Origin of the sequence: Saccharibacillus sp. O23 (assembly GCF_002205895.1) — a bacterium.
In the GTDB taxonomy this organism is placed as follows: Bacteria; Bacillota; Bacilli; order Paenibacillales; family Paenibacillaceae; genus Saccharibacillus.
The window spans coordinates 1-26,659 of record NZ_NJDE01000025.1 but is presented as its reverse complement, the minus strand read 5'-3'; the positions used below and the strand labels follow the sequence as shown (position 1 = coordinate 26,659).

General features: G+C 58.8%; 25 protein-coding genes and 1 pseudogene. 23 read left to right on the top strand and 3 right to left on the bottom strand.

The window, feature by feature from the left end; genetic code table 11:
- Positions 1-359: 359 nt before the first annotated feature.
- The 17 genes from fapR (at position 360) to trmD (ending at position 17,176) form a co-directional block, all read left to right on the top strand.
- The gene (gene fapR, locus CDO73_RS22770; RefSeq protein WP_256972819.1) at positions 360-1,034 is read left to right on the top strand and encodes a transcription factor FapR; all 675 of its coding nucleotides are present in this window, start codon (positions 360-362) and stop codon (positions 1,032-1,034) included.
- Positions 1,031-2,056, top strand: a complete 1,026-nt coding sequence (plsX, locus tag CDO73_RS22765; protein ID WP_088490819.1) for a phosphate acyltransferase PlsX — start codon at positions 1,031-1,033, stop codon at positions 2,054-2,056. Before fapR ends, plsX begins: the two co-directional genes overlap by 4 nt.
- Complete coding sequence (locus tag CDO73_RS22760) at positions 2,056-3,045, top strand: beta-ketoacyl-ACP synthase III (protein ID WP_088490818.1); 990 nt, start codon at positions 2,056-2,058, stop codon at positions 3,043-3,045. Before plsX ends, CDO73_RS22760 begins: the two co-directional genes overlap by 1 nt.
- A 76-nt stretch (positions 3,046-3,121) precedes the next feature.
- A complete protein-coding gene (gene fabD, locus CDO73_RS22755; RefSeq protein ID WP_088490817.1) occupies positions 3,122-4,057 on the top strand; it encodes an ACP S-malonyltransferase in 936 nt (311 codons plus the stop codon).
- Positions 4,058-4,098: 41 nt separating this feature from the next.
- On the top strand, positions 4,099-4,848 hold the full coding sequence (gene fabG, locus CDO73_RS22750) for a 3-oxoacyl-[acyl-carrier-protein] reductase (protein WP_088490816.1): 750 nt from the start codon (positions 4,099-4,101) through the stop codon (positions 4,846-4,848).
- A gap of 110 nt (positions 4,849-4,958) precedes the next feature.
- A complete protein-coding gene (acpP, locus tag CDO73_RS22745; protein WP_037282458.1) occupies positions 4,959-5,192 on the top strand; it encodes an acyl carrier protein in 234 nt (77 codons plus the stop codon).
- 120 nt (positions 5,193-5,312) lie between these two features.
- Entirely contained in the window at positions 5,313-6,557 is a 1,245-nt protein-coding gene (fabF, locus tag CDO73_RS22740; RefSeq protein WP_088490815.1) for a beta-ketoacyl-ACP synthase II, read from the top strand.
- A gap of 12 nt (positions 6,558-6,569) precedes the next feature.
- The gene (gene rnc / locus CDO73_RS22735; RefSeq protein ID WP_088490814.1) at positions 6,570-7,259 is read left to right on the top strand and encodes a ribonuclease III; all 690 of its coding nucleotides are present in this window, start codon (positions 6,570-6,572) and stop codon (positions 7,257-7,259) included.
- A 134-nt stretch (positions 7,260-7,393) separates the two neighbouring features.
- Positions 7,394-10,963 carry a chromosome segregation protein SMC gene (smc, locus tag CDO73_RS22730; RefSeq protein WP_088490813.1) on the top strand — a complete coding sequence of 1,190 codons (3,570 nt, stop codon included), beginning with the start codon at positions 7,394-7,396 and terminating at the stop codon, positions 10,961-10,963.
- Positions 10,964-11,026: 63 nt separating this feature from the next.
- Positions 11,027-12,040 carry a signal recognition particle-docking protein FtsY gene (gene ftsY / locus CDO73_RS22725; RefSeq protein ID WP_088490812.1) on the top strand — a complete coding sequence of 338 codons (1,014 nt, stop codon included), beginning with the start codon at positions 11,027-11,029 and terminating at the stop codon, positions 12,038-12,040.
- Positions 12,041-12,326: 286 nt separating this feature from the next.
- A complete protein-coding gene (gene trhA, locus CDO73_RS22720) occupies positions 12,327-12,968 on the top strand; it encodes a PAQR family membrane homeostasis protein TrhA (RefSeq protein ID WP_088490811.1) in 642 nt (213 codons plus the stop codon).
- A gap of 271 nt (positions 12,969-13,239) precedes the next feature.
- Positions 13,240-13,596 carry a YlxM family DNA-binding protein gene (gene ylxM / locus CDO73_RS22715; protein WP_088490810.1) on the top strand — a complete coding sequence of 119 codons (357 nt, stop codon included), beginning with the start codon at positions 13,240-13,242 and terminating at the stop codon, positions 13,594-13,596.
- A gap of 79 nt (positions 13,597-13,675) precedes the next feature.
- Entirely contained in the window at positions 13,676-15,052 is a 1,377-nt protein-coding gene (gene ffh / locus CDO73_RS22710) for a signal recognition particle protein (RefSeq protein ID WP_088490809.1), read from the top strand.
- 62 nt (positions 15,053-15,114) lie between these two features.
- Positions 15,115-15,387, top strand: coding sequence for a 30S ribosomal protein S16 (gene rpsP / locus CDO73_RS22705; protein WP_087800849.1), 273 nt, complete (start codon positions 15,115-15,117; stop codon positions 15,385-15,387).
- 23 nt (positions 15,388-15,410) lie between these two features.
- On the top strand, positions 15,411-15,641 hold the full coding sequence (locus CDO73_RS22700; protein ID WP_087800850.1) for a KH domain-containing protein: 231 nt from the start codon (positions 15,411-15,413) through the stop codon (positions 15,639-15,641).
- Between the two features lie 132 nt (positions 15,642-15,773).
- The gene (gene rimM, locus CDO73_RS22695; protein ID WP_088490808.1) at positions 15,774-16,295 is read left to right on the top strand and encodes a ribosome maturation factor RimM; all 522 of its coding nucleotides are present in this window, start codon (positions 15,774-15,776) and stop codon (positions 16,293-16,295) included.
- 11 nt (positions 16,296-16,306) lie between these two features.
- On the top strand, positions 16,307-17,176 hold the full coding sequence (gene trmD, locus CDO73_RS22690; protein WP_088491031.1) for a tRNA (guanosine(37)-N1)-methyltransferase TrmD: 870 nt from the start codon (positions 16,307-16,309) through the stop codon (positions 17,174-17,176).
- Between the two features lie 141 nt (positions 17,177-17,317).
- Here the strand turns inward: trmD and CDO73_RS22685 are convergent, their stop codons facing one another.
- The 3 genes from CDO73_RS22685 to CDO73_RS22675 are packed head-to-tail and all read right to left on the bottom strand — an operon-like array spanning position 17,318 to position 19,199.
- On the bottom strand, positions 17,318-18,271 hold the full coding sequence (locus CDO73_RS22685) for a DUF4097 family beta strand repeat-containing protein (RefSeq protein WP_179218801.1): 954 nt from the start codon (positions 18,269-18,271) through the stop codon (positions 17,318-17,320).
- A 2-nt stretch (positions 18,272-18,273) separates the two neighbouring features.
- Positions 18,274-18,876: a DUF1700 domain-containing protein gene (locus CDO73_RS22680; RefSeq protein ID WP_179218800.1), complete on the bottom strand. Its 603-nt coding sequence runs from the start codon at positions 18,874-18,876 to the stop codon at positions 18,274-18,276.
- Entirely contained in the window at positions 18,873-19,199 is a 327-nt protein-coding gene (locus CDO73_RS22675; protein ID WP_088490805.1) for a PadR family transcriptional regulator, read from the bottom strand. Before CDO73_RS22675 ends, CDO73_RS22680 begins: the two co-directional genes overlap by 4 nt.
- 204 nt (positions 19,200-19,403) lie before the next feature.
- Between CDO73_RS22675 and CDO73_RS22670 the strand changes: the two genes are divergently transcribed.
- From CDO73_RS22670 to CDO73_RS22645, 6 genes and pseudogenes are all read left to right on the top strand, one after another.
- The gene (locus tag CDO73_RS22670) at positions 19,404-21,809 is read left to right on the top strand and encodes a TPM domain-containing protein (protein ID WP_088490804.1); all 2,406 of its coding nucleotides are present in this window, start codon (positions 19,404-19,406) and stop codon (positions 21,807-21,809) included.
- Between the two features lie 171 nt (positions 21,810-21,980).
- Positions 21,981-22,325 carry a 50S ribosomal protein L19 gene (gene rplS, locus CDO73_RS22665; RefSeq protein ID WP_088490803.1) on the top strand — a complete coding sequence of 115 codons (345 nt, stop codon included), beginning with the start codon at positions 21,981-21,983 and terminating at the stop codon, positions 22,323-22,325.
- A gap of 211 nt (positions 22,326-22,536) precedes the next feature.
- Complete coding sequence (lepB, locus tag CDO73_RS22660) at positions 22,537-23,163, top strand: signal peptidase I (protein ID WP_088490802.1); 627 nt, start codon at positions 22,537-22,539, stop codon at positions 23,161-23,163.
- A 31-nt stretch (positions 23,164-23,194) separates the two neighbouring features.
- Complete coding sequence (gene ylqF / locus CDO73_RS22655; protein ID WP_088490801.1) at positions 23,195-24,058, top strand: ribosome biogenesis GTPase YlqF; 864 nt, start codon at positions 23,195-23,197, stop codon at positions 24,056-24,058.
- Positions 23,976-24,854: a ribonuclease HII gene (locus CDO73_RS22650; protein ID WP_306437546.1), complete on the top strand. Its 879-nt coding sequence runs from the start codon at positions 23,976-23,978 to the stop codon at positions 24,852-24,854. Before ylqF ends, CDO73_RS22650 begins: the two co-directional genes overlap by 83 nt.
- A 248-nt stretch (positions 24,855-25,102) precedes the next feature.
- Positions 25,103-26,659, top strand: a pseudogene (locus CDO73_RS22645) (hypothetical protein); the annotation flags it as partial.

The window sequence follows — 26,659 nt, the reverse complement described above, 5'->3', positions numbered from 1 at the left end:
CGTTTCTGCCTTTGCCGACGACGAAAGACGAGCTTTCCTCAAACGGACCGCCGGTTCGGAGCACCCCTTTCTTTTTCCGGAAGAATGATTTATACTAGCGGTTAGTACCAGGTTCTAAAAGTCGGCGCGGCGGACCTACATAATGAAGCGCACTGGATTGCGCGGCTTTCGCGAAGGCTCTGATTCAAAGGGGAAGCGGCCCGGAAACGGGCGCGAAATCGGATCGGCGCGTTCCCGGCGGATTTCCGTCCACGGATGGATTTCGCCGGGAACGCGCATGCATGAAAAGATACGGGCGGCGTAGGGCATGCCTTCAAATACGGGACTGTATGTGGAGCGCGCGTCCTAGGGAACGGCCGGTGTTCGGCGAACACCGGCATAAGGAGGAGACCGGCATCGAACGTTTACCGAAACGTCAGCGTCAGCAGAGGCTCGTCGAACTGATCGACGAGAATCCGTTCGTTACCGACCGGGAACTGACCCGCCGCCTCAAAGTCAGCATTCAGACCATTCGTCTCGACCGGATGGAGCTCGGGATTCCCGAGCTCCGCGAGCGAATGAAGCTGATGGCGGAACGTTCTTACGATCAGGTGCGGTCGTTGGCTGCGGAAGAAGTCATCGGCGACATTATTGATCTTCAACTCGACCGGAGCGGGATTTCGATCTTCGAGATCCGCGAGGAGCATGTATTCAGCCGCACGCAGATCGCGCGCGGACACCATATTTTCGCCCAAGCCAATTCGCTCGCCGTCGCGGTGATCAACGACGAGATCGCGCTCACGGCTTCCGCCGATCTGCGCTTCGTCCGTCCGATTCATCTCGGCGAGAAATGCATCGCCAAAGCGTATGTCCGGAGCAGTCCGGGCAAAGCGGGACGGGCCAAAGTCGAAGTCTTGTCTTACGTGGGCGAAGAAATGGTTTTTCAGGGCAATTTCATCATCTACCGTTCCGACGACAAAAAGCCGGCGGACTACGGACTTGCTCCGCCTGAACGGCAGGAACAAGCCGCGAACGAGGAGGACACGCGGACATGATTATTGCAATAGACGCGATGGGCGGCGATCACGCGCCGGAGAGCACGGCGGCGGGGGCTCTTGCGGCCGCCGCCGAATGGAGCGACGTCACGATCAAACTGATCGGCGACGAGAACAAGCTGAAGCCGCTGATCGGCGAAGGAAGACCGAATCTGGAGATCGTGCACGCGGGAGAAGTCATCTCCGGCGAAGACGAACCGGTTCGGGCCGTGCGCCGCAAGAAGGACGCTTCGATGGTGGTAGCCGGACGGATGGTCAAAGAAGGCGCTGCCGACGCGATGATCTCGGCGGGCAACACCGGCGCCCTGATGACGACCGGACTGCTGGTGGTCGGCCGCATGAACGGCGTGGAACGTCCGGCGCTCGCGCCGATGATTCCGACGCTCGACGAGAGCGGCCGAGGGACGCTTGCGCTCGATCTGGGAGCCAACATGGACGCCAAGCCCGAACATCTGGCGCAGTACGCGCTGATGGGCAGCTTGTACCGCGAGAAAGTGCACGGCATCAAGCAGCCGCGAGTCGGTCTCTTGAACGTCGGCACCGAACCGGGCAAAGGCAACGAACTGACCAAAGCGGCGTTCCCGCTGCTGTCGGAACTGCCGATCAATTTCGTCGGCAACGTCGAAGCGCGCGATATTCTCGAAGGCGTCTGCGACGTGCTGGTATGCGACGGTTTCGCGGGCAACATTCTGCTGAAGGCGCTCGAAGGCACGGCCGGAGCCGTATTCAAGCTGCTAAAGCAGGAATTGACTTCTTCGTTCAAAGCGAAGATCGGCGCGGCGCTCGTGATGCCGCAGCTGCGCGGTCTTCGTTCCAAGATGGATTATAAAGAACACGGCGGCGCGCCGCTGCTCGGTCTGCACGGCCTGGTGATCAAAGCGCACGGGTCGTCCGACGCCGAAGCGATCAAGAACGCCGTGCGGCAGGCGCGTACGGCGCTGGAACATCGGCTCGTGCCGAGCATCTCGGCCAGCATGGAAACGGTAAATCAGCAAATCAGCGGGAAGCGAGTGACAGATTAATGAAAAACTTACGGCCGGTCGGCGTGATCGGAACGGGCAAATACGTGCCGGAACGCATTTTGGATAACGCGGAACTGGAGAAAATGGTAGAGACGAACGACGAATGGATCGTCAGCCGTACGGGGATTCGCGAGCGTCATATCGCGGCTCCCGAACAAGCGACATCCGATCTGGCTTACGAAGCTTCGGTCAAAGCGTTGGCCGCGGCGGGCCTCAAGCCGGAAGAACTGGACCTGATCATCGTGGCGACGATCACGCCGGACACGTCGTTCCCTTCGACGGCCTGCATTCTGCAAGAGAAGTTGGGCGCGAAAAAAGCCGCGGCGTTCGATCTGAGCGCGGCCTGCTCCGGCTTCGTCTACAGTCTGGCGGCCGCGACGGGATTCATTCAGAACGGCATGTATAACAACGCGCTGGTCATCGGCGCCGATACGCTGTCGCGGATCACGGATTATACGGACCGCAATACCTGCGTGCTGTTCGGCGACGGCGCGGGCGCGGTCGTGCTGGGCGAAGTCGCGCCGGGGCGCGGTTTCCAGTCGTTCGATCTGGGCGCGGAAGGCGCGGGCGGCGATCTGCTGAAGCTGCCTGCCGGCGGTTCCCGTCTTCCTTCTTCGGCGGACACGGTCGAAAACAAGCTGCATTTCATTTCCATGAACGGCCGCGACGTGTTCAAGTTCGCCGTGCGCGTCATGGGAACCGCGACCGAAGAAGTGCTGCGCAAAGCGGAGCTGACCAAAGACGATATCGATCTGTTCATTCCGCACCAAGCGAATATCCGGATCATCCAATCCGCGATGCAGCGCCTGAACCTGTCGGAAGATCGGGTCATGATCAACGTGGACAAATACGCGAACACGTCGGCAGCTTCGATTCCGCTGGCATTGGTCGAAGCTTACGAAGAAGGCCGGATCAAAGAAGGCGACCGCGTCGTGATGGTTGGCTTCGGCGGCGGCTTGACTTGGGGCGGCGCGGCGCTGATCTGGTAAGAGACGTTCGATCGGCGCTCGGAAGCCGCGGAGTTCGGCCCGAGCGCGACTTCAACGGAAGCGAGGAATAATGACGATGGGTAAAATAGCATTCGTGTTTCCGGGTCAAGGCGCGCAAAGCGTCGGCATGGCCCGCGACGCTTACGATACGTTGCCGGAAGCGAAAGCGTTGTTCGAATCGGCCGACGCGAAGCTCGGATTCGAACTGACGAAGCTGGTCTTCGAAGGACCGGCGGAAGAATTGAAGCAAACGGCCAACACGCAGCCTGCGCTGCTGACGGCAAGCTTGGCGCTGCTGCAAGCCGTGCAAGCCAAAGGCATCAAGCCGGATTACGCGGCCGGACACAGTCTGGGCGAATACAGCGCGCTCGCCGCGGCGGGCGTACTCTCGTTCGAAGACGCCGTGTCGATCGTCCGCGCGCGCGGGCAATTCATGGAAGCCGCCGTTCCGGGCGGACAAGGCGCGATGGCGGCCGTGCTCGGCGCGGAACGCGCCGCGTTGACCGAACTGTGCGCGGAGATTTCGGCGGCCGGCACGGTCGTCGAACCCGCCAACATGAACTGCCCGGGTCAGATCGTGGTCTCCGGTTCGGCCGAAGGCGTGGAAGCGCTGAGCGCCCGCGTCAAAGAAATCGGCGCGAAACGCGCGATCGCGCTGGAAGTCAGCGGTCCGTTCCACTCTTCGCTGATGAAAGAAGCGGCAGAGAAGTTGGGAGCGAAACTTGCCGAGGTTGCTTTTAACGAAGCGTCCGTTCCGGTCGTCGCCAACGTCAGCGCGCGTCCGGTAAGCGGCAGCGATGCCGTTCGGGAATCGTTGATCGCGCAGGTCTATTCCCCGGTACTGTGGGAAGACAGCGTGCAGTGGTTGATCGGCGAAGGCGTCGACACGTTCGTCGAGATCGGTCCCGGCAGCGTATTGGCCGGCCTGATCAAGAAGATCGACAAAACCGTGCGCGTATTCAGCGTGAACAGTCTGGAAAGCGCGGACGCGCTGGCCGAGGCTCTTGTCTAAGGGCGGAAACGACCACGACCAAACGGGAGGTTAACGGAAATATGGAACAGTCTATCCAAGGACAAAACGCGCTGGTCACCGGCGCTTCGCGCGGCATCGGCCGGGCGATCGCGCTCGAACTGGGACGCCGCGGCGCCAACGTGGCTGTGAACTACGCGGGCAACGAAGCCGCCGCGCTCGAAGTCGTGCGAGAACTGGAAGCGCTCGGCGTCAAAGCCGCCGCTTTCAAAGCGAACGTAGGCAAAAGCGCGGAAGCCGAAGAGTTGGTCAAAGCGGTAACCGCCGAATTCGGCAGCCTCGACATCCTGATCAACAACGCGGGCATCACCCGCGACAATCTGGTTATGCGGATGAAGGAAGAAGAATTCGACGACGTGATCGAAACGAATCTCAAAGGCGTGTTCAACTGCATCAAAGCCGTAACCCGGCCGATGATGAAGCAGCGCTCCGGCAAGATCGTCAACATCTCGTCGGTCGTCGGCGCGATCGGCAACGCCGGACAGGTGAACTACACGGCGGCCAAAGCCGGCGTGATCGGCATGACCAAGTCGTGCGCGCGCGAATTCAGCAGCCGCGGCATCACGGTCAACTGCGTCGCTCCGGGCTTTATCGACACGGATATGACCGACGTATTGTCCGAAGACATCAAGACGGGGCTGCTCGCGGGAATTCCGCTGAACCGTCTCGGCCGTCCGGAGGAAGTCGCGACGGCCGTCGCTTTTCTGGTTTCGCCCGACGCTTCTTACATGACAGGTCAGGTCCTGCATGTGGACGGCGGTATGTATATGTAGGCCGGTCTTGCGGCAGGGTTACAAACGCCTGTTTGCAAACCGGGTCCGTAAACAGTGGCATTTTGGCGAAGCTTCTCGTATAATACCATTTGAAGAGGAGGTGAATCGGAATGTCTGATGTAATGGAGCGCGTGACTCGCATCGTCGTGGACCGTTTGGGTGCCGACGAGGCTGAAGTTACGCCGACGGCTTCTTTCAAGGAAGATCTCGGAGCGGACTCGCTCGACGTGGTCGAATTGGTAATGGAGCTTGAAGACGAGTTCGACTTGGAGATCTCTGACGAAGACGCAGAGAAAATCACGACCGTAGGTGACGTTGTGAGCTACATACAATCGCATACCTAAGGGCGTTTAAGAGTCCCGCTCCGCGCTTTTTTATAGAGCCGGCTCGGGACTTCTCCTTCATTATGGAACAATAATAAGAAATCCCGACAGCGGGGATTCGCAAATATAGAGGTGACCCATATGGAGCAGCAGCATAGAGTAGTCGTGACCGGTATGGGAGTCGTGACTTCCCTCGGCAAGGACGTGGAAACGTTTTGGAACAGTTTGCTCGCGGGCAAATCGGGGATCTCGAAAATCGAGAGCTTCGACGTCAGCGAGTATCCGACGCAGATTGCCGCGGAGATTCACGACTTCAATCCGGAAGACTACGTGGAACGCAAGGAAGCGCGCAAGATGGACCGCTACGTGCAGTTCGCTTACGCGGCATCCTCGCAGGCGCTGCAAGACAGCGGCCTGAAGATCGGCGAGACGATCGAAGCGGAACGGATCGGCGTCATCGTCGGTTCGGGCATCGGCGGACTCGGCACTTGGGAAGACCAGTTCACGACGTTGATGCAAAAAGGACCGAAGCGGGTCAGCCCGTTCTTCATCCCGATGATGATCGCGAACATGGGATCGGGCGACGTATCGATCAAGCTCGGCGCCAAAGGCCCGAACACGTCGGTCGTGACGGCCTGCGCGACGGGCACGCACTCGATCGGCGATTCGTTTAAGCTGATCGCGCGCGGCGACGCCGACGCGATGATCTGCGGCGGCGCGGAAGCGACGATCCGTCCGACGGGCCTTGCCGGATTCTGCGCGATGCGCGCGATGTCCACGCGCAACGACGATCCGTCCAAAGCCAGCCGCCCGTTCGACAAAGACCGCGACGGTTTCGTCATGGGCGAAGGCGCCGGCGTATTCGTTCTCGAATCGCTGGAACACGCTCGGGCGCGGGGCGCGCATATTTATGCGGAAGTGGTCGGCTACGGCCTCAGCGCGGACGCGCACCACATGACCGATCCGGACCCGGACGGCGCCGCGCGATGCATGACCATGGCGCTGAAGAGCGCCGGCCTGAAGCCGGAAGAGATGGATTATATCAACGCGCACGGAACGTCGACGCCGGCAGGCGACAAGTCGGAAACGACCGCCGTCAAAAAAGCGTTCGGCGACCATGCGTACAAGCTGGCGGTCAGCTCGACCAAATCGATGACGGGACACCTGCTCGGCGCTGCCGGCGGCGTGGAAGCGGTCATCTGCGCCTTGTCGCTCGAACATCAGATGCTGGCGCCGACGATCAATATCGAAAATCAGGACGAAGAATGCGATCTCGATTACGTGCCGAACACGGCGCGCAAGGCGGACCTGAACGTGGTCATGTCCAACTCTTTCGGGTTCGGAGGCCATAACGCTTCCGTCATTCTCAAAAAATTCGAAGCGTAAGGAGCCGGAACGTTGAGCGGAGATCTGAAACAACTGCAGCAAAAACTAGGAATCCAGTTTGCGGACAAGCCTCTGCTTAAACAGGCTTTCACGCATGCGTCGTACGTCAATGAACACCGGTTCAGCCAGCATCACGACAATGAGCGGCTCGAATTTTTGGGCGACGCGGTACTAGAGCTGACGGTGTCGGAATTTCTCTACAATCGTTTTCCCGGCCGTCCGGAAGGCGAACTGACGAAGCTGCGCGCGGCGATCGTCTGCGAGCCTTCGCTGGTCAAGTTCGCGGAGGTGCTGAATTTCGGCGCTTACGTGCTGCTCGGCAAAGGCGAAGAACTCACGGGCGGCCGCAGCCGCCCCGCGCTGCTCGCGGACGTGTTCGAATCGTTCGTGGGAGCGCTCTATCTGGATCAGGGATTGGAAGCGGTGCGGTCTTTCCTTGATCGCTACGTGTTCCCGGAAGTCGCTTGGGACGGCAAACTGCAAATGAGCGATTTCAAAACGGAACTTCAGGAACTGACCCAACACCACAATCTCGGCGTGCTCGAATACCGGATCGTGGAAGAACGCGGCCCGGCGCACGAGCGCGAGTTCGTGTCCGAAGTTTATATGGGCGATCGCAGTCTGGGTCGCGGAACCGGACGTTCCAAGAAGGAAGCCGAACAGCAGGCCGCGGCTGCGGCGCTGGAGACGCTGAAACTGTAATACAAGTGAAGAGCAAAGAGCGGCCGCATGTTCGACATCCGGGATGATCCCGATTTGCCTGTGCCGCTTTTTGCTCTTTTCTTATTTTAAAAGAAGGCACGCATCAAGAATATAAGGGGAGGTGAGGGCCGGTCATGTATCTGAAACGGATCGAACTCGCCGGATTCAAATCGTTCGCCGACAAGACGGAGATGGAATTCGTGCAAGGAATCACCGCGGTTGTCGGCCCGAACGGAAGCGGAAAAAGCAATATCTCCGACGGCATCCGCTGGGTTCTGGGGGAACAAAGCGCGAAAAGCCTTCGGGGCGGCAAAATGGAAGACATTATTTTCGCCGGAAGCGATTCGCGCAAAGCGGTCAATTACGGCGAAGTTTCGCTTACGCTCGATAATGCCGACCATGCGCTGGCTTTGGATTTTTCCGAAGTGACCGTTACGCGGCGGGTGCATCGCAGCGGGGACAGCGAATATCTGATCAACCGTCAGCCCTGCCGGCTCAAAGACATCACGGAGCTGTTCATGGACACGGGCATCGGCAAAGAAGCGTATTCGATCATCGGCCAAGGCCGGATCGAAGAGATTCTGAGCACGCGTTCGGAAGATCGCCGGGGCATTTTCGAAGAAGCGTCGGGCATCGTCAAATACAAATCCCGCAAAAAAGAAGCCAATCGCAAATTGGCCGATACCGAGCAGAACCTGCTGCGGATTCACGACTTGGTGACGGAGCTGGAAGACCAGATCGCTCCGCTCAAAGCCCAAGCCGAGAAGGCGCTGCGCTACAAGGAACTGCGGGAAGAACTGAAAGACAAAGAGATCGCTCTGTTCGTCTATCAGATCGGCGAGATCCACGAAGCTTGGACGGCCGCATCCGAGAAACTGGCGGAGTTCGAACGTCAGCGGCTTCGTCTGGCCGAGATCGTCGACGAACACGACCGGACGCTGAGCGGAGATCGCGAAGCGCTGCGCGCCGTGGAAAACGAGATCGAAGAGCTGCAAGGCCGTCTGCTTCGCTACAGCGAACTGTCGGAGAAATCCGAAGGTTACGCGCAGCTGCTCGAAGAGCGCCGGCGCAATCTGGAACAGTCGCGCGAACAGCTTAAGGAAGCGATCGAGAACGAAGGCGAACGTTTCGACCAGCGCAAGCAGGAGAGCTTGTTCGTGCAGAACAAACTCGACGGCGCGCGAATCGAGCTGGAGCGGCTGCGGACCGAGCTGTCGGCCGAACAGGCCAAGCTGACGGGCGTCACCGAAGGGATCAGCCACGAGCAGGAAGAAGCGCTCAAAGGCGAGCTACTCGAATTGATGAACAAGATGGCGCAGACCCGCAACGAGATCCGCTACGCGGACCAGCAGAAGGAAGGCGTCATGCGGCGGATGAACCGCGTCGACGAAGAATCCGGACGCTGGGAAGCGGAGAAGCAGCGGCTCGAGCAGGAACATGCCGAGCGCAAAGCCGCATTGGAAAAAGCGTCCAAAGACATCGCGGAGATGCGCCGGAGCTATATCGCCGAGAGCGAGCAGCTGCACAAGCTGCAAAAAACGGCTTCGGACAGTTCCGCTTCGGCGCGCAAATGGGAACAAAAACGCGAAGCGCTCGTTTCCCGCCGCGATACGATGCAGGAGATGCAGGAAGATTTCGAAGGCTTCATGGTCGGGGTCAAAGAAGTGCTGAAAGCTTCGCGCGACCGACGTCTCGAAGGCGTGCACGGCGCGGTCGCGGAACTGATGACCGTTCCGCAGCATGTCGAAACGGCGATCGAGACCGCGCTGGGCGCTTCGCTCCAGCATGTCGTCATGGAGAACGAAGCCGTATCCCGGCAGGCGATCGCGTACCTCAAGCAGCGCCAATTGGGCCGGGCGACGTTCCTGCCGCTGGACGTCATCCGTCCGCGGCATATCTCGGAAGCCGATAAACGCGCGGCAAGCTCCGCGGAAGGCTTCGTCGGCATCGGCGCCGAGCTGGTGCAGGCCGACGAACGGTACGCCGGCATCGTCGGCAGCCTTCTCGGCGGCCTCGTGGTGGCCGAGACCTTGGAGGACGCGAACCGAATCGCGTCCCGGTTGAATTACCGTTACCGCGTGGTCACGCTGGACGGCGACATCGTCAACGCCGGCGGTTCCATGACCGGCGGCAGCCAGAACCGCCGAGGCGGCAGCCTTCTCGGCCGCAAGCGCGCGCTGGAGCAGCTTGATCTGGAGATCAAGGAAAGCGAACGCGAGATCGCGCGCTTGACTCGCGAAGAGCGCGAGAGCGGCGAGCAGGCCGCCGCCAGCGAACAGCGCCTTGCCGCGCTGCGCGAACGGGGCGACGCGCTGCGCGCGGAGCAGCAGAAGCTGGACGGCGAACTCAAGCAGACCGAACACGGTCTGCGGCACGTGAACGAGCAGTTCGCGCTGCACGGCGAAGAGCGCTCGGGCTATCACGAAGAGCTGGAGAACGCCGGCGAAAGCCGCAAAAAGGCGGAAGAAAAGCTCAAAGAGCTGGAAGCGGAAGAAGCAGCCACCCGTCAGGCGATCGCCGCCGCGGAATTCGCGCGCAAAGCCAGCGAATCCGCGAAGGAAGAACTTCAAGGGCTGCTTACGGAGCTGCGGGTTCAAGAAAGCCGTCTGGTGCAAGAGACGGCGTCGCTCGAAGAGCGGCTGAGCCGGCTGAGCGAAGAGACCGGCACGGTCTCGGGGCAGTTGGCCGATCGGCGCAAGATGCTGCGCGCCGCGGAAGCGGAACTCGCGGCGAACCGCCGGGACGCCGAAGAGCATGTGCGCGAACTGCAGGAAGCCAAAGAGCGCAAAAGCGGCACGCAGGAAACGCTCGAACAAAAGCGGGGCGAACGTGCCGAGCGCCAGCGCAAGCTGGAAGAGCGCGAGCACGAGACGCATAAACAGCGCAGCGAACTGAAGACCGTCGAAGACAGTATTCGGCATACCGAGATTCAAGCGACACGTCTCGACGTCGAACTGGAGAATACGCTTCAGAAGCTGACCGAAGAGTACGGGATCGGCTACGAACTGGCGAAGCAGCGTTACGAGCTGCCGGAAGATCCGGAAGCGGCCCGCCTTGACGTACGCGAGATCAAACGCAAGATCACGATGCTGGGCGAAGTGAACTTGGGCGCGATCGAAGAATACGAGCGGGTCAGCGAACGCTACGAATTCTTGAGCGAACAGAAAAACGATCTGATGGAAGCCAAAGCGCAGCTCTATCTCGTCATCCGCGAGATGGACGAAGAAATGTCGAAACGGTTCAAAACGACGTTCGACGCGATCCGCCGACAGTTTGGCACGGTATTCTCGAAATTGTTCGGCGGCGGCCGCGCCGATCTGGTGCTGCTCGACCCCGAACATCTGCTGGAAACGGGCATCGATATCGTCGCTCAGCCTCCGGGCAAGAAATTGCAGAATTTGCAATTGCTTTCGGGCGGCGAGCGGGCATTGACGGCGATGGCGCTGTTGTTCGCGATCCTGCACGTCAAACCGGTTCCGTTCTGCGTGCTAGACGAAGTGGAAGCGGCGCTCGACGAAGCGAACGTGACCCGTTTTGCCCAATACTTGCGGGAATTCGCGGAACAAACGCAGTTCATCGTCGTCACGCACCGCAAAGGCACGATGGAAGAAGCCGACGTTTTGTACGGGGTCACGATGGAAGAAGGCGGCGTATCGAAACTGGTCTCGGTCAAGTTGGAAGACGAAGAGATCGGAATCGCTTGAAAATTCGAACGTGCTTCATACGGATTTGAATAGAAACGACTGACGACTGGAGGAAAAATACGCATGAGCTTTTTTCGTAAGCTGAGAGACAGCATCGCGGGCAAGACCGAAGAAGTGACCAAACAGTTCAAAGACGGCTTGGAGAAAACGCGCAAAGGATTCGTGGAGCGCGTCTCCAATCTGATGGTCCGCCGCCGCAAGATCGACGAAGAATTTTACGAAGAGTTGGAAGAAATCCTGATCGGGGCCGACGTAGGCGTCAACACGGTCATGACTTTGATCGAAGACCTGCGCGTCGAAGTCAAAAAACGCCGTTTGAGCGACGCGAGCGAACTGCGTCCGGTCTTGTCCGAGAAATTGGTCGAGCTGCTGCGCGGCGAACAAGACAATTCCCTCAAGATGAATCCGGACGGCTTGACGGTCATCTTGTTCGTCGGCGTCAACGGCGTCGGCAAAACGACGACGATCGGCAAGCTGGCCCACAAGTTCAAAAGCGAAGGCAAAAAAGTACTGCTCGCGGCCGGCGATACGTTCCGCGCGGGCGCGATCGAGCAGCTCGAAGTCTGGGGCACGCGTACCGGCGTGGAAGTCATCAAGCACAGTGCCGGTTCCGACCCGGCGGCTGTCATGTACGACGCCGTGCAGGCCGCCAAGCAGCGCCGCGCCGACGTGCTGATCTGCGATACGGCGGGCCGTTTGCAGAACAAGTCCAATCTGATGGACGAGCTCAACAAGATCTTCCGCGTGATTCAGCGCGAAGTGCCCGACGCGCCGCACGAAGTATTGATGGTACTCGACGCGACGACCGGCCAGAACGCGCTGAGCCAAGCCAAGCTGTTCGGCGAAAAAAGCGGCGTGACCGGCCTCGTGCTGACCAAGCTCGACGGCACGGCCAAAGGCGGCATCGTCGTGGCGATCCGTCAGGAGCTGAATATTCCGGTCAAGCTGGTCGGACTCGGCGAGAAGATGGAAGATCTGCAAGAATTCGATTCGGAACAGTTCGTGCACGCGCTGTTCGCCGGTCTGATCGAAGAAGAAATGGTCGACGAGAACGGCGAACCGCAGCAGCCGGAATAACCGCGATTCCGAAGCGGAGAAAATTACCGAATGCATAAGCTGCGCCTTCTTTTTCGTTTATACGATAGCGGCCCGCAGCGGCAAAAACACGGCCTTTTCGCGATGTTCCGATCGCGGGAAGGCCGTTTGCCGGCTTAAGGAACTTACGTCCGCCCTATGTTCGCCCGCTTCAAGCGAAGGTGGCAAAGCGCGGCTTGAACGGTTATAATCGAAACATGAGCTTTTACAAGAAAACGGACGGTTTTTTCAGAAAACAGGTCTGACGGAGAAAGGGAGGAATGTTCATATGGCCAACACGCATACGTATTCCCGCCGGGAAGAAGTCGCCAACGCGGTGACGCACGGGATCGGAGCCGCGCTCAGCGTAGCCGCGCTGGTGCTGCTGATCGTTTTCGCCAGCATCAAAGGAAACGCTTGGCACGTCGTCAGCTTCACGGTCTACGGGGTCACCATGCTGCTGCTGTACATGAACTCGACGTTGGTGCATAGTTTCAAAGAAGGCAAAGTCAAAGATTTCTTCGAGTTCATGGATCATTCCTCCATCTACTTGTTTATCGCGGGGACGTATACGCCGTTCCTGCTGACCGCGATCCGCGGACCGCTCGGCTGGACGCTGTTCGGTCTCGTCTGGGGCATCGCGCTCGGCGGCGTGATCTTCAAAGCCTTCTTCGTCAAAAAGTTCCTGTTCATGTCGACGGTGTTCTATCTGCTGATGGGCTGGCTGATCGTGCTCGCTTGGGGAGCTTTGAAAGTGTCCGTTCCGGCCGAAGGCTTGAACCTGCTGGTCGCGGGCGGCTTGATGTATACCGTAGGCACGATCTTCTACGTCTGGCGCGGATTCCGTTATCATCATGCGATCTGGCATTTGTTCGTGCTGGCGGGAAGCATCCTGCATTTCTTCTCGATTTTGATGTATCTGCTTCCTTAAAGCTTTCTCAAAATCCACAAGCGACTCCCATCAAAGGATTAAAAGTCGGACGGTTCAACCGACTTTTAATCCTATCCCGAGAGCGATCCAATCGAATTTGGGAAAGCCCGCTTCTTCGAACAAATCCCTTAAATCTTTTCACGAAAATGATTTTTCACAAACCTCTGAAGATGTTAAGCCTAAACGCTTGACATCTTCTTTTGTTTTCGGTATGATAAGGAACGTTGATTGGTGTGTAAAGTGTTTTTCCTTGACGAGAGGAGCGTTTCGTATGACACAGGAAACCCGTCTGGAAAAGACGAATCGGATCAACCTGCTGTTCGCTTTCTACGAACGACTCTTGACGGAGAAGCAGCAGACCTTCCTGAAGTATTACTTCCACGACGACTTCTCGCTGGGCGAGATCGCCGCGGAATTCGAAATCAGCCGCCAGGCGGTGTACGAACATATCAAGCGGGCCGAGCAGACGCTGGAGAATTACGAAGCGAAGCTTGAACTGCTGCGGAGACACGAGAGCCGCATGCAGGAGATCCGCGAACTGGAAGTCCTGTCCGCAAACGAAGGGCTGCCGGAAGAAACGCGAAGCAAGCTCGGAGTCATCGCGGGCAAGCTGCAAGCGCTGGAATAGCGTCGCGATTCGCAAATTCGATTATAGAGTACCGTTCGATATATAATAGTAGAGAAACAAACGGAACGGGGGTGAACGTATGGCATTCGAAGGATTGACCACGAGGCTGCAGAACGTATTCGGCAAGCTTCGCGGCAAAGGCAAAATATCCGAAGACGACGTGAACGACGCGATGCGCGAGGTACGCTTGGCGCTGCTCGAAGCGGACGTCAACTTTAAAGTCGTCAAAGACTTCATCGCCAAGGTGAAAGAAAAAGCCCTCGGCAAAGAAGTGACGGAAAGCTTCACTCCGGGCATGGTGATCATCGATATCGTCAACAAAGAATTGACCGAATTGATGGGCGGCACGCAGTCGAAGCTGAACAAAAACAACCGGCCGCCGACCGTCGTCATGATGGCGGGTCTTCAAGGGGCAGGTAAAACGACCACGACCGGGAAACTGGCAAAGATGCTGCAAAAGCAGGGCAGCCGTCCGCTGCTCATCGCCGGCGACATTTATCGTCCGGCGGCGATCAAGCAGCTGCAGGTTCTGGGCGAACAGCTGAACGTTCCGGTGTTCTCGCTCGGCGATCAAGTCAGCCCGGTCGAGATCGCGCGCAAAGGTCTGCAAGAAGCCAAAGACAAAGGTCATGACTATGTGATCATCGATACCGCGGGCCGTCTGCATATCGACGAGCAGTTGATGGACGAGCTGAAGCAGATTCATTCGGAAACGAAACCGGACGAAGTGCTGCTGGTGGTAGACGCCATGACCGGTCAAGACGCGGTTAACGTCGCGCAGAGCTTCAACGAGCAGCTGACGCTGACCGGCGTCGTGCTGACCAAGCTCGACGGCGATACCCGCGGCGGCGCGGCCTTGTCGGTCAAAGCCGTAACCGGCTGCCCGATCAAGTTCATCTCGCTCGGCGAGAAACTGGACGCGCTCGAACCGTTCCATCCGGAACGGATGGCTTCCCGGATTCTCGGCATGGGCGATATGCTGTCGCTGATCGAGAAAGCGCAGGCCGGCATCGACGAGAAGAAAGCGAAGGAAATGGAGCGCAAGATGCGCAACGCGGAATTCACTTTCGACGACTTCCTGGAGCAGATGGAGCAGGTCAAGCAGCTCGGACCGCTCGATCAGATCATGGACATGATCCCGGGGATGAACAAGATGAAGCAGAAGACGGACCTGAAAGTCGACGACAAACAGGTCGGTCGGATCGAAGCGATCGTTCATTCGATGACGAGCGCGGAGAAACAATCGCCGGACATCATCAACCACAGCCGTCGCAAACGGATCGCGGTCGGCAGCGGAACCTCGCTGGCGGAAGTGAACCGCTTGATCAAGCAGTTCGACGAGATGAAGAAGATGATGAAGCAGCTTTCGGGCATGATGGATCCGAAAGGCGGCAAGAATAAAGCGATGAAACAGATGCAGAAGATGAGCAAAGGCATGAGGTTCCCGTTCCGTTAAGCGGAGCCGGAACATTCCATACAGGCCTGACGGCCGTTTATTTCTTGAAGGAGGTGATTTTCTTGGCAACTCGCATTCGTCTGAAGCGCATGGGTGCACACAAAGCGCCTTTCTATCGTATCGTGGTATCGGACTCCCGTTCCCCGCGTGATGGACGCTTTATCGAAGAGATTGGTTACTACAACCCGGTCGCTGAACCGCAAGTGGTAAACATCAACGAAGAGAAAGCTCTGGCTTGGCTGCAAACCGGCGCGCAAGCGTCCGACACCGTTCGAAACCTGCTGAGCAAAGCTGGAATCATGAAGAAATTCCATGAATCCAAACTGCAAAAATAAGACAGTGACTCGGAGGGGTTGACATGGAACAGTTAGTAGCGGTCATCGCAAAAGCTCTGGTCGATCATCCGGAAGACGTCAAGGTCCGTACCGTAGAGAAAGAGTCTTTGGTCGTATACGAACTCTCCGTGCATCCCGACGACATAGGCAAGATCATCGGGAAGCAGGGGCGGATCGCCAAGGCGCTGCGCACGGTCGTGACGTCGGCAGCAGTCAAGCTGGATAAACGCGTCACCGTGGATATCCAGTCCTAAAGGGAAGGCGCGGCGCGTTTCGGCGCAAAGCGCTTCCGGTCTTAAAGATATACGAAAAGGGGTTAGGAGGTTATCTTCCTAGCCCCTTTTCGTACGTAATGAAGACTTTCGAAGAAAGGAACGATACAAACGATGGAATTCAACTTTTTGAGTGTAGGCAAAGTCGCGAATACGCACGGCGTGCGCGGCGAGCTGAAAATTTTTCCTTTTACCGACTTTCCGGAGGTTCGTTTCGCCAAAGGCAAAGAGCTGCTGTTCATCTCGCCCGAAGACGGCACGCAGCTTAAAGTAAAAGTCGTTTCCGCGCGCGAGCAAAAAACGGTCTTCGTCGTCAAGCTGGAAGGCTTCGATAATATCAACCAAGTCGAGAAATACAAAGGTTGGGATGTCAAAGTGCCCAAAGAAGAAGCGGTAGAAGCCGAAGACAACGCGTATTATTTCCACGAAATCATCGGCTGCGCCGTAACGACGGAAGACGGCGAAGAACTGGGCGTCATCACCGATATTCTGACGCCGGGCGCCAACGACGTATGGGTCGTGAAACGCAAAGGCGGAAAAGAGCTGCTGATTCCGTTTATCGAAGACATCGTCAAAGACGTCAATATCGCCGAGAAGACCGTCAAGATCGAAGTCATGGAAGGACTGCTGGACTGATGGGCGCTCGGATACGGATCGACGTGCTGACTTTGTTTCCGGAAATGTTCGACGGCGTGTTCGGAGCCAGCATTCTGGGCAAAGCCAGAGATAAAGGGATCGTGCAGCTGTCGGCCGTGAATTTCCGTCAGTATTCGACCAACAAGCACGGTCAAGTCGACGATACGCCGTACGGGGGAGGCGGAGGCATGGTACTGAAGCCCGAACCGATCTTCGATGCGGTGGAAGACCTGCTGCGCAAGCGCGAAGCGGAGACGGCATCGACAGAAGAGCGGCGTCCGACGTCCGAACGGCTGCCGAGCTCGGAAGAAGCGGAAAGATTGCCGCTCGACGAGCAGCAGGCATCGTCGCCTGCCCGTCCGCGCATCGTGCTGCTTTGCCCGCAGGGCGAGACGTTCACGCAGAAGAAAGCCGAAGAATTCGCGCGCGAAGAACATCTGATCTTTATCTGCGGCCATTACGAAGGCTATGACGAACGGATCCGTACCGGATTGGTCACCGACGAGATCTCGATCGGCGATTATGTCCTGACGGGAGGCGAACTTCCGGCGATGGTGATGATCGACAGCACGGTCCGCCTGCTGCCGGGCGTGCTCGGCAACGAAAACAGCGCGGTGACCGATTCGTTCAGTACCGGACTGCTGGAATACCCGCATTATACGCGTCCTACCGAATACCGGGGGATGAAAGTGCCGGATATTTTGCTGTCGGGACATCATGCCAACATCGAAGCCTGGCGCCGCCGGGAGTCGCTGCGGCGCACGTTGGAACGGCGTCCGGATCTTTTGGACCGCATGGAACTGACGAAGCAGGAGTCCAAATGGCTGGAAGAGCTGAAACGCGAACTCGCGGAGCCGAACACGGAAGCTTCTTCCGAGTGAGTATCCGGTTCCGGCAGTTTTTCCTCGACCGGTCATATGCTACCGCCTGCTCGAACTATGGAAATCGACATGCAAAAGCCCTGCTTCTCCTTAAGCGAATCGGAGACGCAGGGCTTTTTTGCGAAAAGAAAACGGGTTTATTTATTGTTTGACCGTGATCATGCCCGAAGTGGCGCGGGCTTTGATCGTATCGCCGTCCGTGCCGGGAGACTCCGGAGCGTTGATCAATCCCGAGGTTACGCGCAAATCGTAGACGCCTTTGAAATCTTCCGCGGTTCGAATATCGATCTTGCCGGAAGAGACTTCCGCGTCGAGGTTGCCGCTTTTACGCTGCGTCACGTCGATCATGCCCGAAGTGGCCCGTATAACGGAATCGCCTTCGAGCGCGGCGATTTTGGCCATGCCGGAAGACAGCTTGATTTGGCTCGCGCCGATCAGTTCGTTCACGTCGAGGCTTCCGGAGGTCAGATTCAACGCGATATCGTCGCCGCTCAGCCGGTCGGCTTTGAGCTGTCCCGAACTGAGATCGACTTCGATACGCCCGGCATGGAAATCGCCGAAGTCGCCCGTGCCGGATCCGATCGAAAACTCGGCGCTCCGAAGCTGGTCCGCATCGCGCAGTCCCAACGTCAGATAAACTTCGTTATTGCCGGAGCCGAAAGAGATCAGGCGGATCCGCGAAGGCCCCGTCAGATCGAGCTTGATGCCGTCGGCTTCGCCGGTCGTCTTGAGAGTCCGCTCGGCGGCTTCCTTGGACACTACGCCGCGCAGCTCGAGATAATCGGTATCGGCATCGGTCTTGACTTCGATATGTACGTCGTCCGTGCTGGACAGCGAGAGATTCTGGAACGCGCCGGAATCGAACTCCCAACGTTTGCGAACTTCCTGCCAGCGCTCGTCTCCTTGCAGAGAAGCATTATCCACCGCGGCAAGAGCGGAAGCCGAACTTCCGGCCTGCTGCACATGATCCGGCGCGATCGCGGCTGTCCGGTCGACTTGAGCCTCCGCCCCCCGAAGATTCGAGAAATTCATGGCCAGTCCCACCCCGCCTACAACGATCAGCGCGATCGCGGTCCATTTGGGTATACGTTTCATTTCTAATTCCTCCCCATGACGAATCTGGCGTTCCATAACGCGTAACGTCCCGTCGAGCGCGCAACGAAGCGCAGCAGGTCGAGAAACGGGCCGACGACCCATATTCCGATTCCCAGCATCAACAGAACGGCATAAAATTGCGCGGTATTCCAATCCCGGTTAAGCGCGAAATCGGCGGCGAACAGCAGCGGGCTGGCAAGAAGGGCCAACACGACGGCCGCAAGTCCGGCGGCGAGCGCCCAAGCGGACACCCAGAGCGGAACGGCGATCAAGTTCCAGAGCACCGACAGGACCAACCGAACGAAACTGAACGAAGCTTGGCGCTTCGGACCGGCGTTCGAGGAAACGATACCGGACGAAGGAACGTCGGCGCGTGCCGTGGCGGCACGTTCGGCGTGTCCGTCGGTCTTAGGCTGCAGTTCCAGCGCCTCCTGCGCCAGTTCTTCGGGACTTCCGAGTTCGAACGCGATTTCTTCTTCGCTTTTGCCGTGTTCCAGCCCCGAACGGAAATGATCTTCGTAGTCCGCCATCAATTCTTTGCGCGTCTCGGAAGGCAGTACGGCCAATCCTTTTTGCAGGCGAAACAGAAATTGTTCCTTGTTCATTCCTCTTCTCCTTCCTCCAACAACCGGGCCACGCCCGCAACGAACGAGCGCCATTCGCCTACCGTCTGCCGGGCGTATTCTCTGCCTTGAGGCGTGATCCGATAATACTTGCGCGGCGGACCGCCGGACGATTCCTGCAAATAAGTCGTGCAGTAGCCGTCGCCGACCAGCCTGCGCAGCAGGGGATACAACGCCCCTTCCGCGACTTCGATGTGCCGGGAGACTTCTTGGGCCAGTTCGTAGCCGTAGCGGTCTTTGCGTTCGATCAACACAAGCACGCAGAGTTCGAGCACGCCTTTTTTAAACTGAGTATTCACATTCATGCAGCGGGCCCCCTTTGCGACTCTTCGGGATCATCATATCACTAGGTACTGAACAATGCAAGGTAGTGATCGAAGATGGGTTCCGTCTGCTTTTTTCCTGCAAAAATGGTAAACTGAACAGGAAGGATGCGCGGCACGGGTACATAAAGAAAAGAACGTTCCTGCAAAAGTGTCGGCGGCAGATCGGGATAGGGAGGGCGACATATGCGAAAAAAGCAAAGATTGAGGTTGGCGATGCTGACCATGGCGACGCTGCTGCTGATCTCGGGGCTTCTGGGGGCGGCAGGGTCCGCATGGGCGGCCGCTGCGCAGCGGAGCGGCATCGTGACGGACGAGGCGGGGCTGTTTACTTCCGCTCAGGTCAAACGGTTGGAGAACGAATTGGACGGAGGAACTTACCGCGTATACGTATTGACGGAAAGCGGGCTGAGCGACGGCGAAGCGGCGCGTTTGTCGAAGCAAACGTACGATTCTTGGAATTTGGGCAAAAACGAGCTGCTGCTGCTGATCGTGACCGATCCCAATTCGGCGCATCTGGAGTTGAACAATCAGGCTTTAGGCAGCGCGCAGCGCATTCTTGATCGCGCTTTCGTTCCGGCCGCGGGCGAGGACGGACCGGCAGCCGGAGCTTTGGCCGTCGGCGAATACGTAAACGGAATCGGAGGCGCGGGCGCTTCTTCCGGAAAAGGATTCATGGCCGGCGGCAGTTGGTTGTATGTCGTATTGGCGCTCGGCGTCGTCGCGATCGCGCTGTATGTGCTGATTAGCATGTTCCGGGCCGGTTCCCGGGTGAAGAAACGGGCGCAGGACCTGCGCGGGGAACAGCAGGCGGCTTCGGCAGCCGTGGACGGCATCATGGTCTCCGAGCTGTTCCGCGAAGTCGAGAGCGGCTTCGTGCAGGGCGAGACGCTGAAAGAAGCCGAAAGCATCAGCCGAGAAGCGGTAGAGCTTCATCAATCGGGCGGAGAGCTGGCGGCGAAAATCGCGGCGTACCGTCCCGGAACGTTCGCTTCCGGCTCGCAGCGCCGAACGCTGGATCAATTGACGGCCGAAACGAAAAGCTGGACGGAAAAGGTAGCGGGACTGAACGAACGCTTCGAGCGCGTATCGGCCAGCTTCGCGGAAGTCCGCCGCCGGGTGAAAGAAGGCAAAGCGCTGGCCGAAGAGACCGGACGGTCGATCGACAGCCTTCGCGAATCGACCGGTTATCCGCTCGACGTGCTGGGGCGCAGATTCGACGAGGCTTCCGCGCTGCTTCAGAAAGCGGACAATCTCGACGAATTCGACGTGATGCAGGCAGCCGGACCGGCGGAAGAAGCTTTGACTTTGCTGCAAGAATTGTCGGGCGAGACCGAAGAGCTGAATAAGTTGGCTGCGGAAGCGCGGGAGTGGCCCGGACGGATCGTCTCCGCCGAACGGGAACTGCGTCCGATTACGGAACGGGAAAATCTGCTGCTGACCGAAGAAGACCCTTTCCGGGTGCTCAGCGAAGCCGGCGGGGAAACGGAACGTCTGGGCGATCTGATTCGCGCGGGCGACGTCAAACAGGCCCAAGCCTGCGCGGCAGGCATCGCCGCCCGGATCGCCGAAGCTCGAGACATCGTGAACAGGCGTCTGCGGAGCCGCACCACTTCGGCAGAATCGCTTCGGGACGCCGAAGCGCTGCTTCGGGAGATCGAAGATTTCGGTCCTCGTTACGAGCAGGAATCGGCTGAACTGCTCGGCCGGTACGCCGAGAGCCACATCCGCGAACAGCGAGCCCGGAAAAGCGAGATCGAGCAGGCCGAAGAAGAGATCCGGCGCATGCTGCCGGAGATCCGTTCGGCGTTGAATCCGCAGGTACAGTACTATAAGGCGGCTCGCGAGAAAAGCGACCGGGTCGACGAACTGGCGCTTCGCGCGCGCGAACGCATGCGCGAAGCTCTGGGTTACGGAGACGAGTTGGAAGCGCAGCGCCGGGCCGCGGAGCAGCGTCTGCAAGGCGCGCGAAGCGTGCTGCGCCAAGCGGAAGAGGCTTATCGCTCTACGGGAGTCCAGATGCCCGAATACGATCGGGCGTTAGAGACGGCGCAGCGCGAAGGCGAAACGGCGGAAGCGGCGCTTCGGGCGCAGCCGACCGACCTTCTGCGTGCGGAACCTATGCTTGCGGCTTACGAACGCGGGGCGTCGGAACTTGCGCAGCAGATTCGCGAACTGCAAGCAAAGCGCAACGAGGTATACGGCCAGTTGGAACGTCTCAGCACCGATTTCCTGAGCCGGGAACGATCTTATCAAGGACGGATGCAGACTCGGCCTTTCGCCGGACGTTACGGCGATTACGAAGCGGAAGCCCGGCGGCTGATCGCGATCGGACGCTTCGAAGAAGCGCTTGCCCAAGCCGGTCTCGCGCGTCAGGTCATCGAAGACATGGAACGCGAATACCGCCGAGCGGTTCAAAGAGCGAATCAAAACAACCGCGGAGGCGGAGGCGGTTTCGGAGGCGGCTTCGGCGGCTCGGGCGGACGCTCTTCCGGCGGATCGAGCTGGGGAGGAAGCGGGCGTTCCGGGGGCTCGTCGTCATGGGGCAAAGGCGGAGGAGGAGGCCGTTCGTCCGGCTCGGCCAAGTGGTAAATACGCAAAACGTAATTTTTCGGGATTTTTTATGCGTATGGCTTGCCTTTTTGCATGGTTACGTGGTAGAATCAATCCGTTGTGTAATCTTGCGGTCCTCTGCGAATGATGAGGCGGGACACAGGTTCCGAAGAAGACGTACGAACGCATGTGTGGAAGGAGGAAACAAATATGAATTTGATTCAAGCTCTGACTCAAGAACAGCTTCGCACAGATATCCCGAGCTTCCGTCCTGGCGACACCCTGAAGGTGCACGTTAAGGTTATCGAGGGTTCGCGCGAGCGCGTTCAGCTGTTCGAAGGTGTCGTGATCAAACGTCAAGGCGGCGGTATCGCCGAAACTTTCACCGTTCGTAAGATCTCTTACGGCGTAGGCGTTGAAAGAACGTTCCCGATCAACTCGCCTAAAATCGACAAAATCGAAGTCGTGCGTCACGGTAAAGTCCGTCGCGCGAAACTGTACTACCTGCGCGATCTGCGCGGTAAAGCAGCCAGAATTAAAGAAATTCGTCGTTAATCGGCGCTTCCTTCGGGGAGACCTGACGGACGAACATGGGGAGCTTGGAAACAAGCTCCTTTCGTTTTATTCTCGTAAGCTCGGCAAACGGGAGCAGCCTCAGAAATATGAGCATTTCTCAAAACCGGACGGCTTGCGGAGACTTGACGCCGCCCCGGACGGTTTTGCAAAATGCTGATATTGGACACCATGCGTAAGGAGAGGGCAAGCTATGGAAGAGAACGTGAACCAATCCGCGGGAGCACCCGAGGATGCCCCGAAGAATCCCAAAAACAAAGTAAAAAGCGAGACGCTCGAATGGGTCAAAGCGATTGCGATCGCTTTGGTACTGGTGTTCGTGATCCGTTGGCTGTTGTTCGCGCCTTATATGGTCGACGGCTCCTCGATGCAGCCGAACTTCCATAACGGCGAACGAGTGATCGTCAACAAGATCCTCTACGACATCCGGGCTCCGAAAAAAGGCGAAGTCATCGTGTTCAAAGTCCCTTCGGAAGACAACAAGGAATTCATCAAGCGCGTTATCGCGCTGCCGGGCGATACGGTCTCTGTCGAAGGCGACGTCGTGAAGGTCAACGGGCAGGTCATCAGCGAACCTTATATTCAGGACATGATCGACAAAGCCAAAGCCAACGGCGAAACGTACAACAACAATACGAATTTCCCGAACGCGAACTATCCGGACGGAACCGTGCCGCCGGGCCATCTGTTCGTTATGGGCGATAACCGCCCGAACAGCAAAGACAGCCGCATGATCGGTTATGTGCCTTACGGCGATATTACCGGCCGAGCCGACCTGGTCTTCTGGCCGTTCAGCGATCTGCATATCGTCAACCATTAACAGCTTGAAGTAATAAGAGGTGAAACACCCCATGACAATCCAATGGTTTCCCGGTCATATGACGCGGGCGCGCAGGCAGATCGAAGCGAAGCTGAATCTGATCGATCTGGCGATCGAACTGCTTGACGCCCGTTTGCCGCTGTCCAGCCGCAATCCGATGATCGGAGACATTTTGAAAGAAAAGCCCCGCCTGATCCTGCTCAACAAATCGGATCTGGCGGACCCGGAAGTCACGCGCAAATGGATCGAATATTTCCGCGAAGAAGGCCATCTGGCGATCGAGACCGATACGCCGGGCGGACGCGGAGTCAAAGACATTTCGGTCCATGCCAAAGCGCTGCTCAAAGAAAAGATCGACCGTCAGATCGCGAGAGGCATGAACCCGCGCGCGATCCGCGGGCTGATCGTCGGCATTCCGAACGTCGGGAAATCGACGCTGATCAACAAATTGGCCGGCAGAAGCATCGCCGAAACGGGCGACCGTCCGGGCGTGACCAAAGGCCAACAGTGGATCAAGATCGGCAAAGAAATGGAACTGCTCGATACGCCAGGAATTCTGTGGCCGAAGTTCGAAGATCAGAACGTCGGCATGAAACTGGCCGTAACCGGCGCGATCAAAGAAGACGTGCTGAACGTGGAAGAAGTGACCTTCTTCGCGATCAAGTATTACGCGGAGCATTACTGGGAGCGTTTGTCCGAGCGTTTCTCGCTGGGCGAGCGTCCGACGGTGTTCGACGACGCGGACGAGATCGTGAAGATCATGGAAGCGATCGGACGCAAGCGCGGCTGCTTGATGAGCGGCGGACGCGTCGATCTGGAGAAAACGTCCGTATTGTTCCTGCGCGAACTGCGCGCGGGCAAGATGGGCCGTTTCTCGCTCGAAGAACCTTTCTGAGCTGTTCGTTAATCGCATAATCGAATCGTACATCTATCGGCCGCGCGCACCGCGGTGTCGGACCGCCGAACTCGGCGGTCTTTTTTCGTGTAAATCCAACAGAAAGCGGGTAACGCATATGCCAAAAGCCAAAAAAGAAGCCGAAACGCCGAAAAAGCCGAAAAAAGAAAAAATCGAGATCGATCGGCTGCTGCTGGAAAAGGAGTTGTGGTCGGAAGGATTTCAGCAGATCGCCGGCGTCGACGAAGTCGGCCGCGGCTGCATGTTCGGCGACGTGGTCGCCGCCGCGGTCATTCTGCCTGCCGGGTTGAAGATCGAAGGCATCGACGACTCCAAAAAGCTGTCCGAGAAAAAGCGCGACGAATTATACGATATCATTCTGCAAGAAGCGGTTGCCGTAGGCGTAGGGCGGGTCGATCCGCGGACGATCGATCGGATCAATATCAAGCAGGCGTCGCGTCTGGCGATGAAAACGGCGATCGAAGCGTTGGAAGCGAAGCCTGACGTCCTGCTGGTGGACGCGGAGAAAGTGGACGTGGAACTGCCGCAGCGCGCCGTCATCAAAGGCGATTCGCTCAGTCAGAGCATCGGAGCCGCTTCGATCGTCGCTAAAGTGACGCGCGACCGGCTCTGCGCCGGCGAATGGGAACGGGATTATCCGGGTTACGGCATCGCCGTGCACAAAGGTTACGGAACGGCCGTTCACCGGGAAAAGATTCTGGAGCTCGGCATCAGCGATCTTCACCGGCACAGCTTCCTCGTCAAGATGAAAGCGGAGTTCGAAAACCTGAAATAAGAAGGGTTCGATACGAAGCGTAGGCGCAATGCCGTTTCGGGCAAGCTTATGGTATCCTGAACGTATCCGATCCGTGCGTCCGAAACGCGGGGGCCTCGGCGAAAACAGGCCTTCGCCGCTTATCGGACAAAGCGTTTCGGCCGATATAAGGGAATAGTATCCTTTCAACTCGTAATCCTGCTTTTAGTGTTGACAAGGTAATCATAGACGAACGTTTGCGAAAAACAAAAGGAGAGAGGTGACGCGGAATGAACATCGGTTCGTTGTTCAAAAGCATGATGGGCGACGCCAAACCCGGCGAGCTGAAACAGCTTGACCTCAAAGAAGGCCAAGTCGTTCGCGGCGTGGTTCAATCCGTATCCGACGACGGGAAAGAAGCGGTGATTCAGATTCAGGGCGTCAAAGTCAATGCCAAGCTGGAAACGCCGCTTCAAGCCGGGCAAACGGCTTTTATGCAGGTTCAACCCGCGGCCGAAGACGGCTCGATCGTAATGAAGCCGGTCTCCGCCCCTGCGGGAAACGCCGGCGCGCAAACGATCGAAGATACGCTGAAGCAGGTCGGGCTGACCGACACCAAGCAGAACCGCGAAATGATTCGCATGATGCAGCAGGCGGAGATCCCGGTAACGAAAGAGCAGACCGCCGAAGTTCGCAATCTGCTGGCGCAGAAGCCGGCCAACGTCAATGCGCAGGAATGGGTCCGTTCGATCGGCGTTCTTCAACAACGCGGGCTGCCGGTAACTCCGCAGAGCGTGGCCGGCATGCAGCAGGCCATATTCGGTCCGCCCGCATCCGCTGTGCTTCAGAATCTGGAGCAGCAGGTGGCGGCCGCGCTGGCGCAGCTCGGCGGCGAGACCGGCGAAGAGCCGGCCGCGCCCGGCAAGATGCAAGGAACCGTGCCGAGCGCGGCGCAGAGCGGCCAGCCGGGCAGTCCGGGCTCGAACGGAGCCGGCGGCTCGGCGGGCGCAGCGGCGCAAAGCGCGCCGAATGCCGGAGCTTCCTCCGGCGGTCCGGCTGCCGCGGCGGCTCAAACGTCGGCTTCGTCCGCGGGAACGCCGACCAGCCCCGCGGCAAGCGCGGACGGAACGGGCGAACCGGCAAACGCGGCTCGTCCTGCCGCTCAGACCGCAGCCGGCGCGGCTTCGAACGCCGCGGGCCGTTCCGATTCGGCGGCGCAAACAGGCGGCTCGGCCGCCGCTGCGCAAGCCGGTCAGACGCCGGCAACGCCCGGCGGCGCGGCGTCCGCTTCGCCCGACGCCGCGCTGCTGCGCAAAGTGCAGGCGCTGCTGAGCGAGCTGCGCTCCGCGGCCGCGAGCGGCACCGATGCGGCGAATCCGGCCGCATCCGCCGCGGGAACTGCCGCGCAGACCGGAGCGCCGCAGGCAGGCGCTCCGGAAGCCGGCCCGTGGGTAGGCCGGCTGCTCAAGATGCTCGGCGCGGAGCACGAGCAGCAGACCGCGCGTTCCACGCTGCTGAACGCCGCCCTTGCGCCTTCGGCTTCGGCCGGGCAGCCGCCGGCAGGAACGCCGCAGACCGCCGCGCAGACGGCGGCTTCGCAGCCTGCGGCCGGCGCGGCCGCGGCGCAGCAGGCCGCTCCGCAGGGCGGCGCCGCTTCGGCGCAGTCCGCCGCCGCTCCTGCCGCGGTGGGAACCCCGGCCCCCGCCGAGCAGGCGGCCCCCGCCCCGAACGCGGATTCTCGTCCGGGAGTCTCGGCGGCCGTGCGTGCCGCAGCCCAGCACGCGCTGCGCGCGGTTCCAGGCGCCGAGCGTCGCCCCTACCCCGCGACCGCCCCCCGCCAACCCGCC

What these genes read in the sequence shown, in the direction of transcription:
- trhA (WP_088490811.1), top strand. Translation starts at nt 12,327, where the DNA reads ATGGCCAACACGCATACGTATTCCCGCCGGGAAGAAGTCGCCAACGCG.
- smc (WP_088490813.1), top strand. Translation starts at nt 7,394, where the DNA reads ATGTATCTGAAACGGATCGAACTCGCCGGATTCAAATCGTTCGCCGAC.
- fabG (WP_088490816.1), top strand. Translation starts at nt 4,099, where the DNA reads ATGGAACAGTCTATCCAAGGACAAAACGCGCTGGTCACCGGCGCTTCG.
- CDO73_RS22670 (WP_088490804.1), top strand. Translation starts at nt 19,404, where the DNA reads ATGCGAAAAAAGCAAAGATTGAGGTTGGCGATGCTGACCATGGCGACG.
- fabD (WP_088490817.1), top strand. Translation starts at nt 3,122, where the DNA reads ATGGGTAAAATAGCATTCGTGTTTCCGGGTCAAGGCGCGCAAAGCGTC.
- CDO73_RS22760 (WP_088490818.1), top strand. Translation starts at nt 2,056, where the DNA reads ATGAAAAACTTACGGCCGGTCGGCGTGATCGGAACGGGCAAATACGTG.
- CDO73_RS22685 (WP_179218801.1), bottom strand. Translation starts at nt 18,271, where the DNA reads ATGAAACGTATACCCAAATGGACCGCGATCGCGCTGATCGTTGTAGGC.
- acpP (WP_037282458.1), top strand. Translation starts at nt 4,959, where the DNA reads ATGTCTGATGTAATGGAGCGCGTGACTCGCATCGTCGTGGACCGTTTG.
- CDO73_RS22675 (WP_088490805.1), bottom strand. Translation starts at nt 19,199, where the DNA reads ATGAATGTGAATACTCAGTTTAAAAAAGGCGTGCTCGAACTCTGCGTG.
- ylqF (WP_088490801.1), top strand. Translation starts at nt 23,195, where the DNA reads ATGACAATCCAATGGTTTCCCGGTCATATGACGCGGGCGCGCAGGCAG.
- ylxM (WP_088490810.1), top strand. Translation starts at nt 13,240, where the DNA reads ATGACACAGGAAACCCGTCTGGAAAAGACGAATCGGATCAACCTGCTG.
- CDO73_RS22680 (WP_179218800.1), bottom strand. Translation starts at nt 18,876, where the DNA reads ATGAACAAGGAACAATTTCTGTTTCGCCTGCAAAAAGGATTGGCCGTA.
- CDO73_RS22700 (WP_087800850.1), top strand. Translation starts at nt 15,411, where the DNA reads ATGGAACAGTTAGTAGCGGTCATCGCAAAAGCTCTGGTCGATCATCCG.
- fabF (WP_088490815.1), top strand. Translation starts at nt 5,313, where the DNA reads ATGGAGCAGCAGCATAGAGTAGTCGTGACCGGTATGGGAGTCGTGACT.
- ftsY (WP_088490812.1), top strand. Translation starts at nt 11,027, where the DNA reads ATGAGCTTTTTTCGTAAGCTGAGAGACAGCATCGCGGGCAAGACCGAA.
- plsX (WP_088490819.1), top strand. Translation starts at nt 1,031, where the DNA reads ATGATTATTGCAATAGACGCGATGGGCGGCGATCACGCGCCGGAGAGC.
- rplS (WP_088490803.1), top strand. Translation starts at nt 21,981, where the DNA reads ATGAATTTGATTCAAGCTCTGACTCAAGAACAGCTTCGCACAGATATC.
- lepB (WP_088490802.1), top strand. Translation starts at nt 22,537, where the DNA reads ATGGAAGAGAACGTGAACCAATCCGCGGGAGCACCCGAGGATGCCCCG.
- rimM (WP_088490808.1), top strand. Translation starts at nt 15,774, where the DNA reads ATGGAATTCAACTTTTTGAGTGTAGGCAAAGTCGCGAATACGCACGGC.
- ffh (WP_088490809.1), top strand. Translation starts at nt 13,676, where the DNA reads ATGGCATTCGAAGGATTGACCACGAGGCTGCAGAACGTATTCGGCAAG.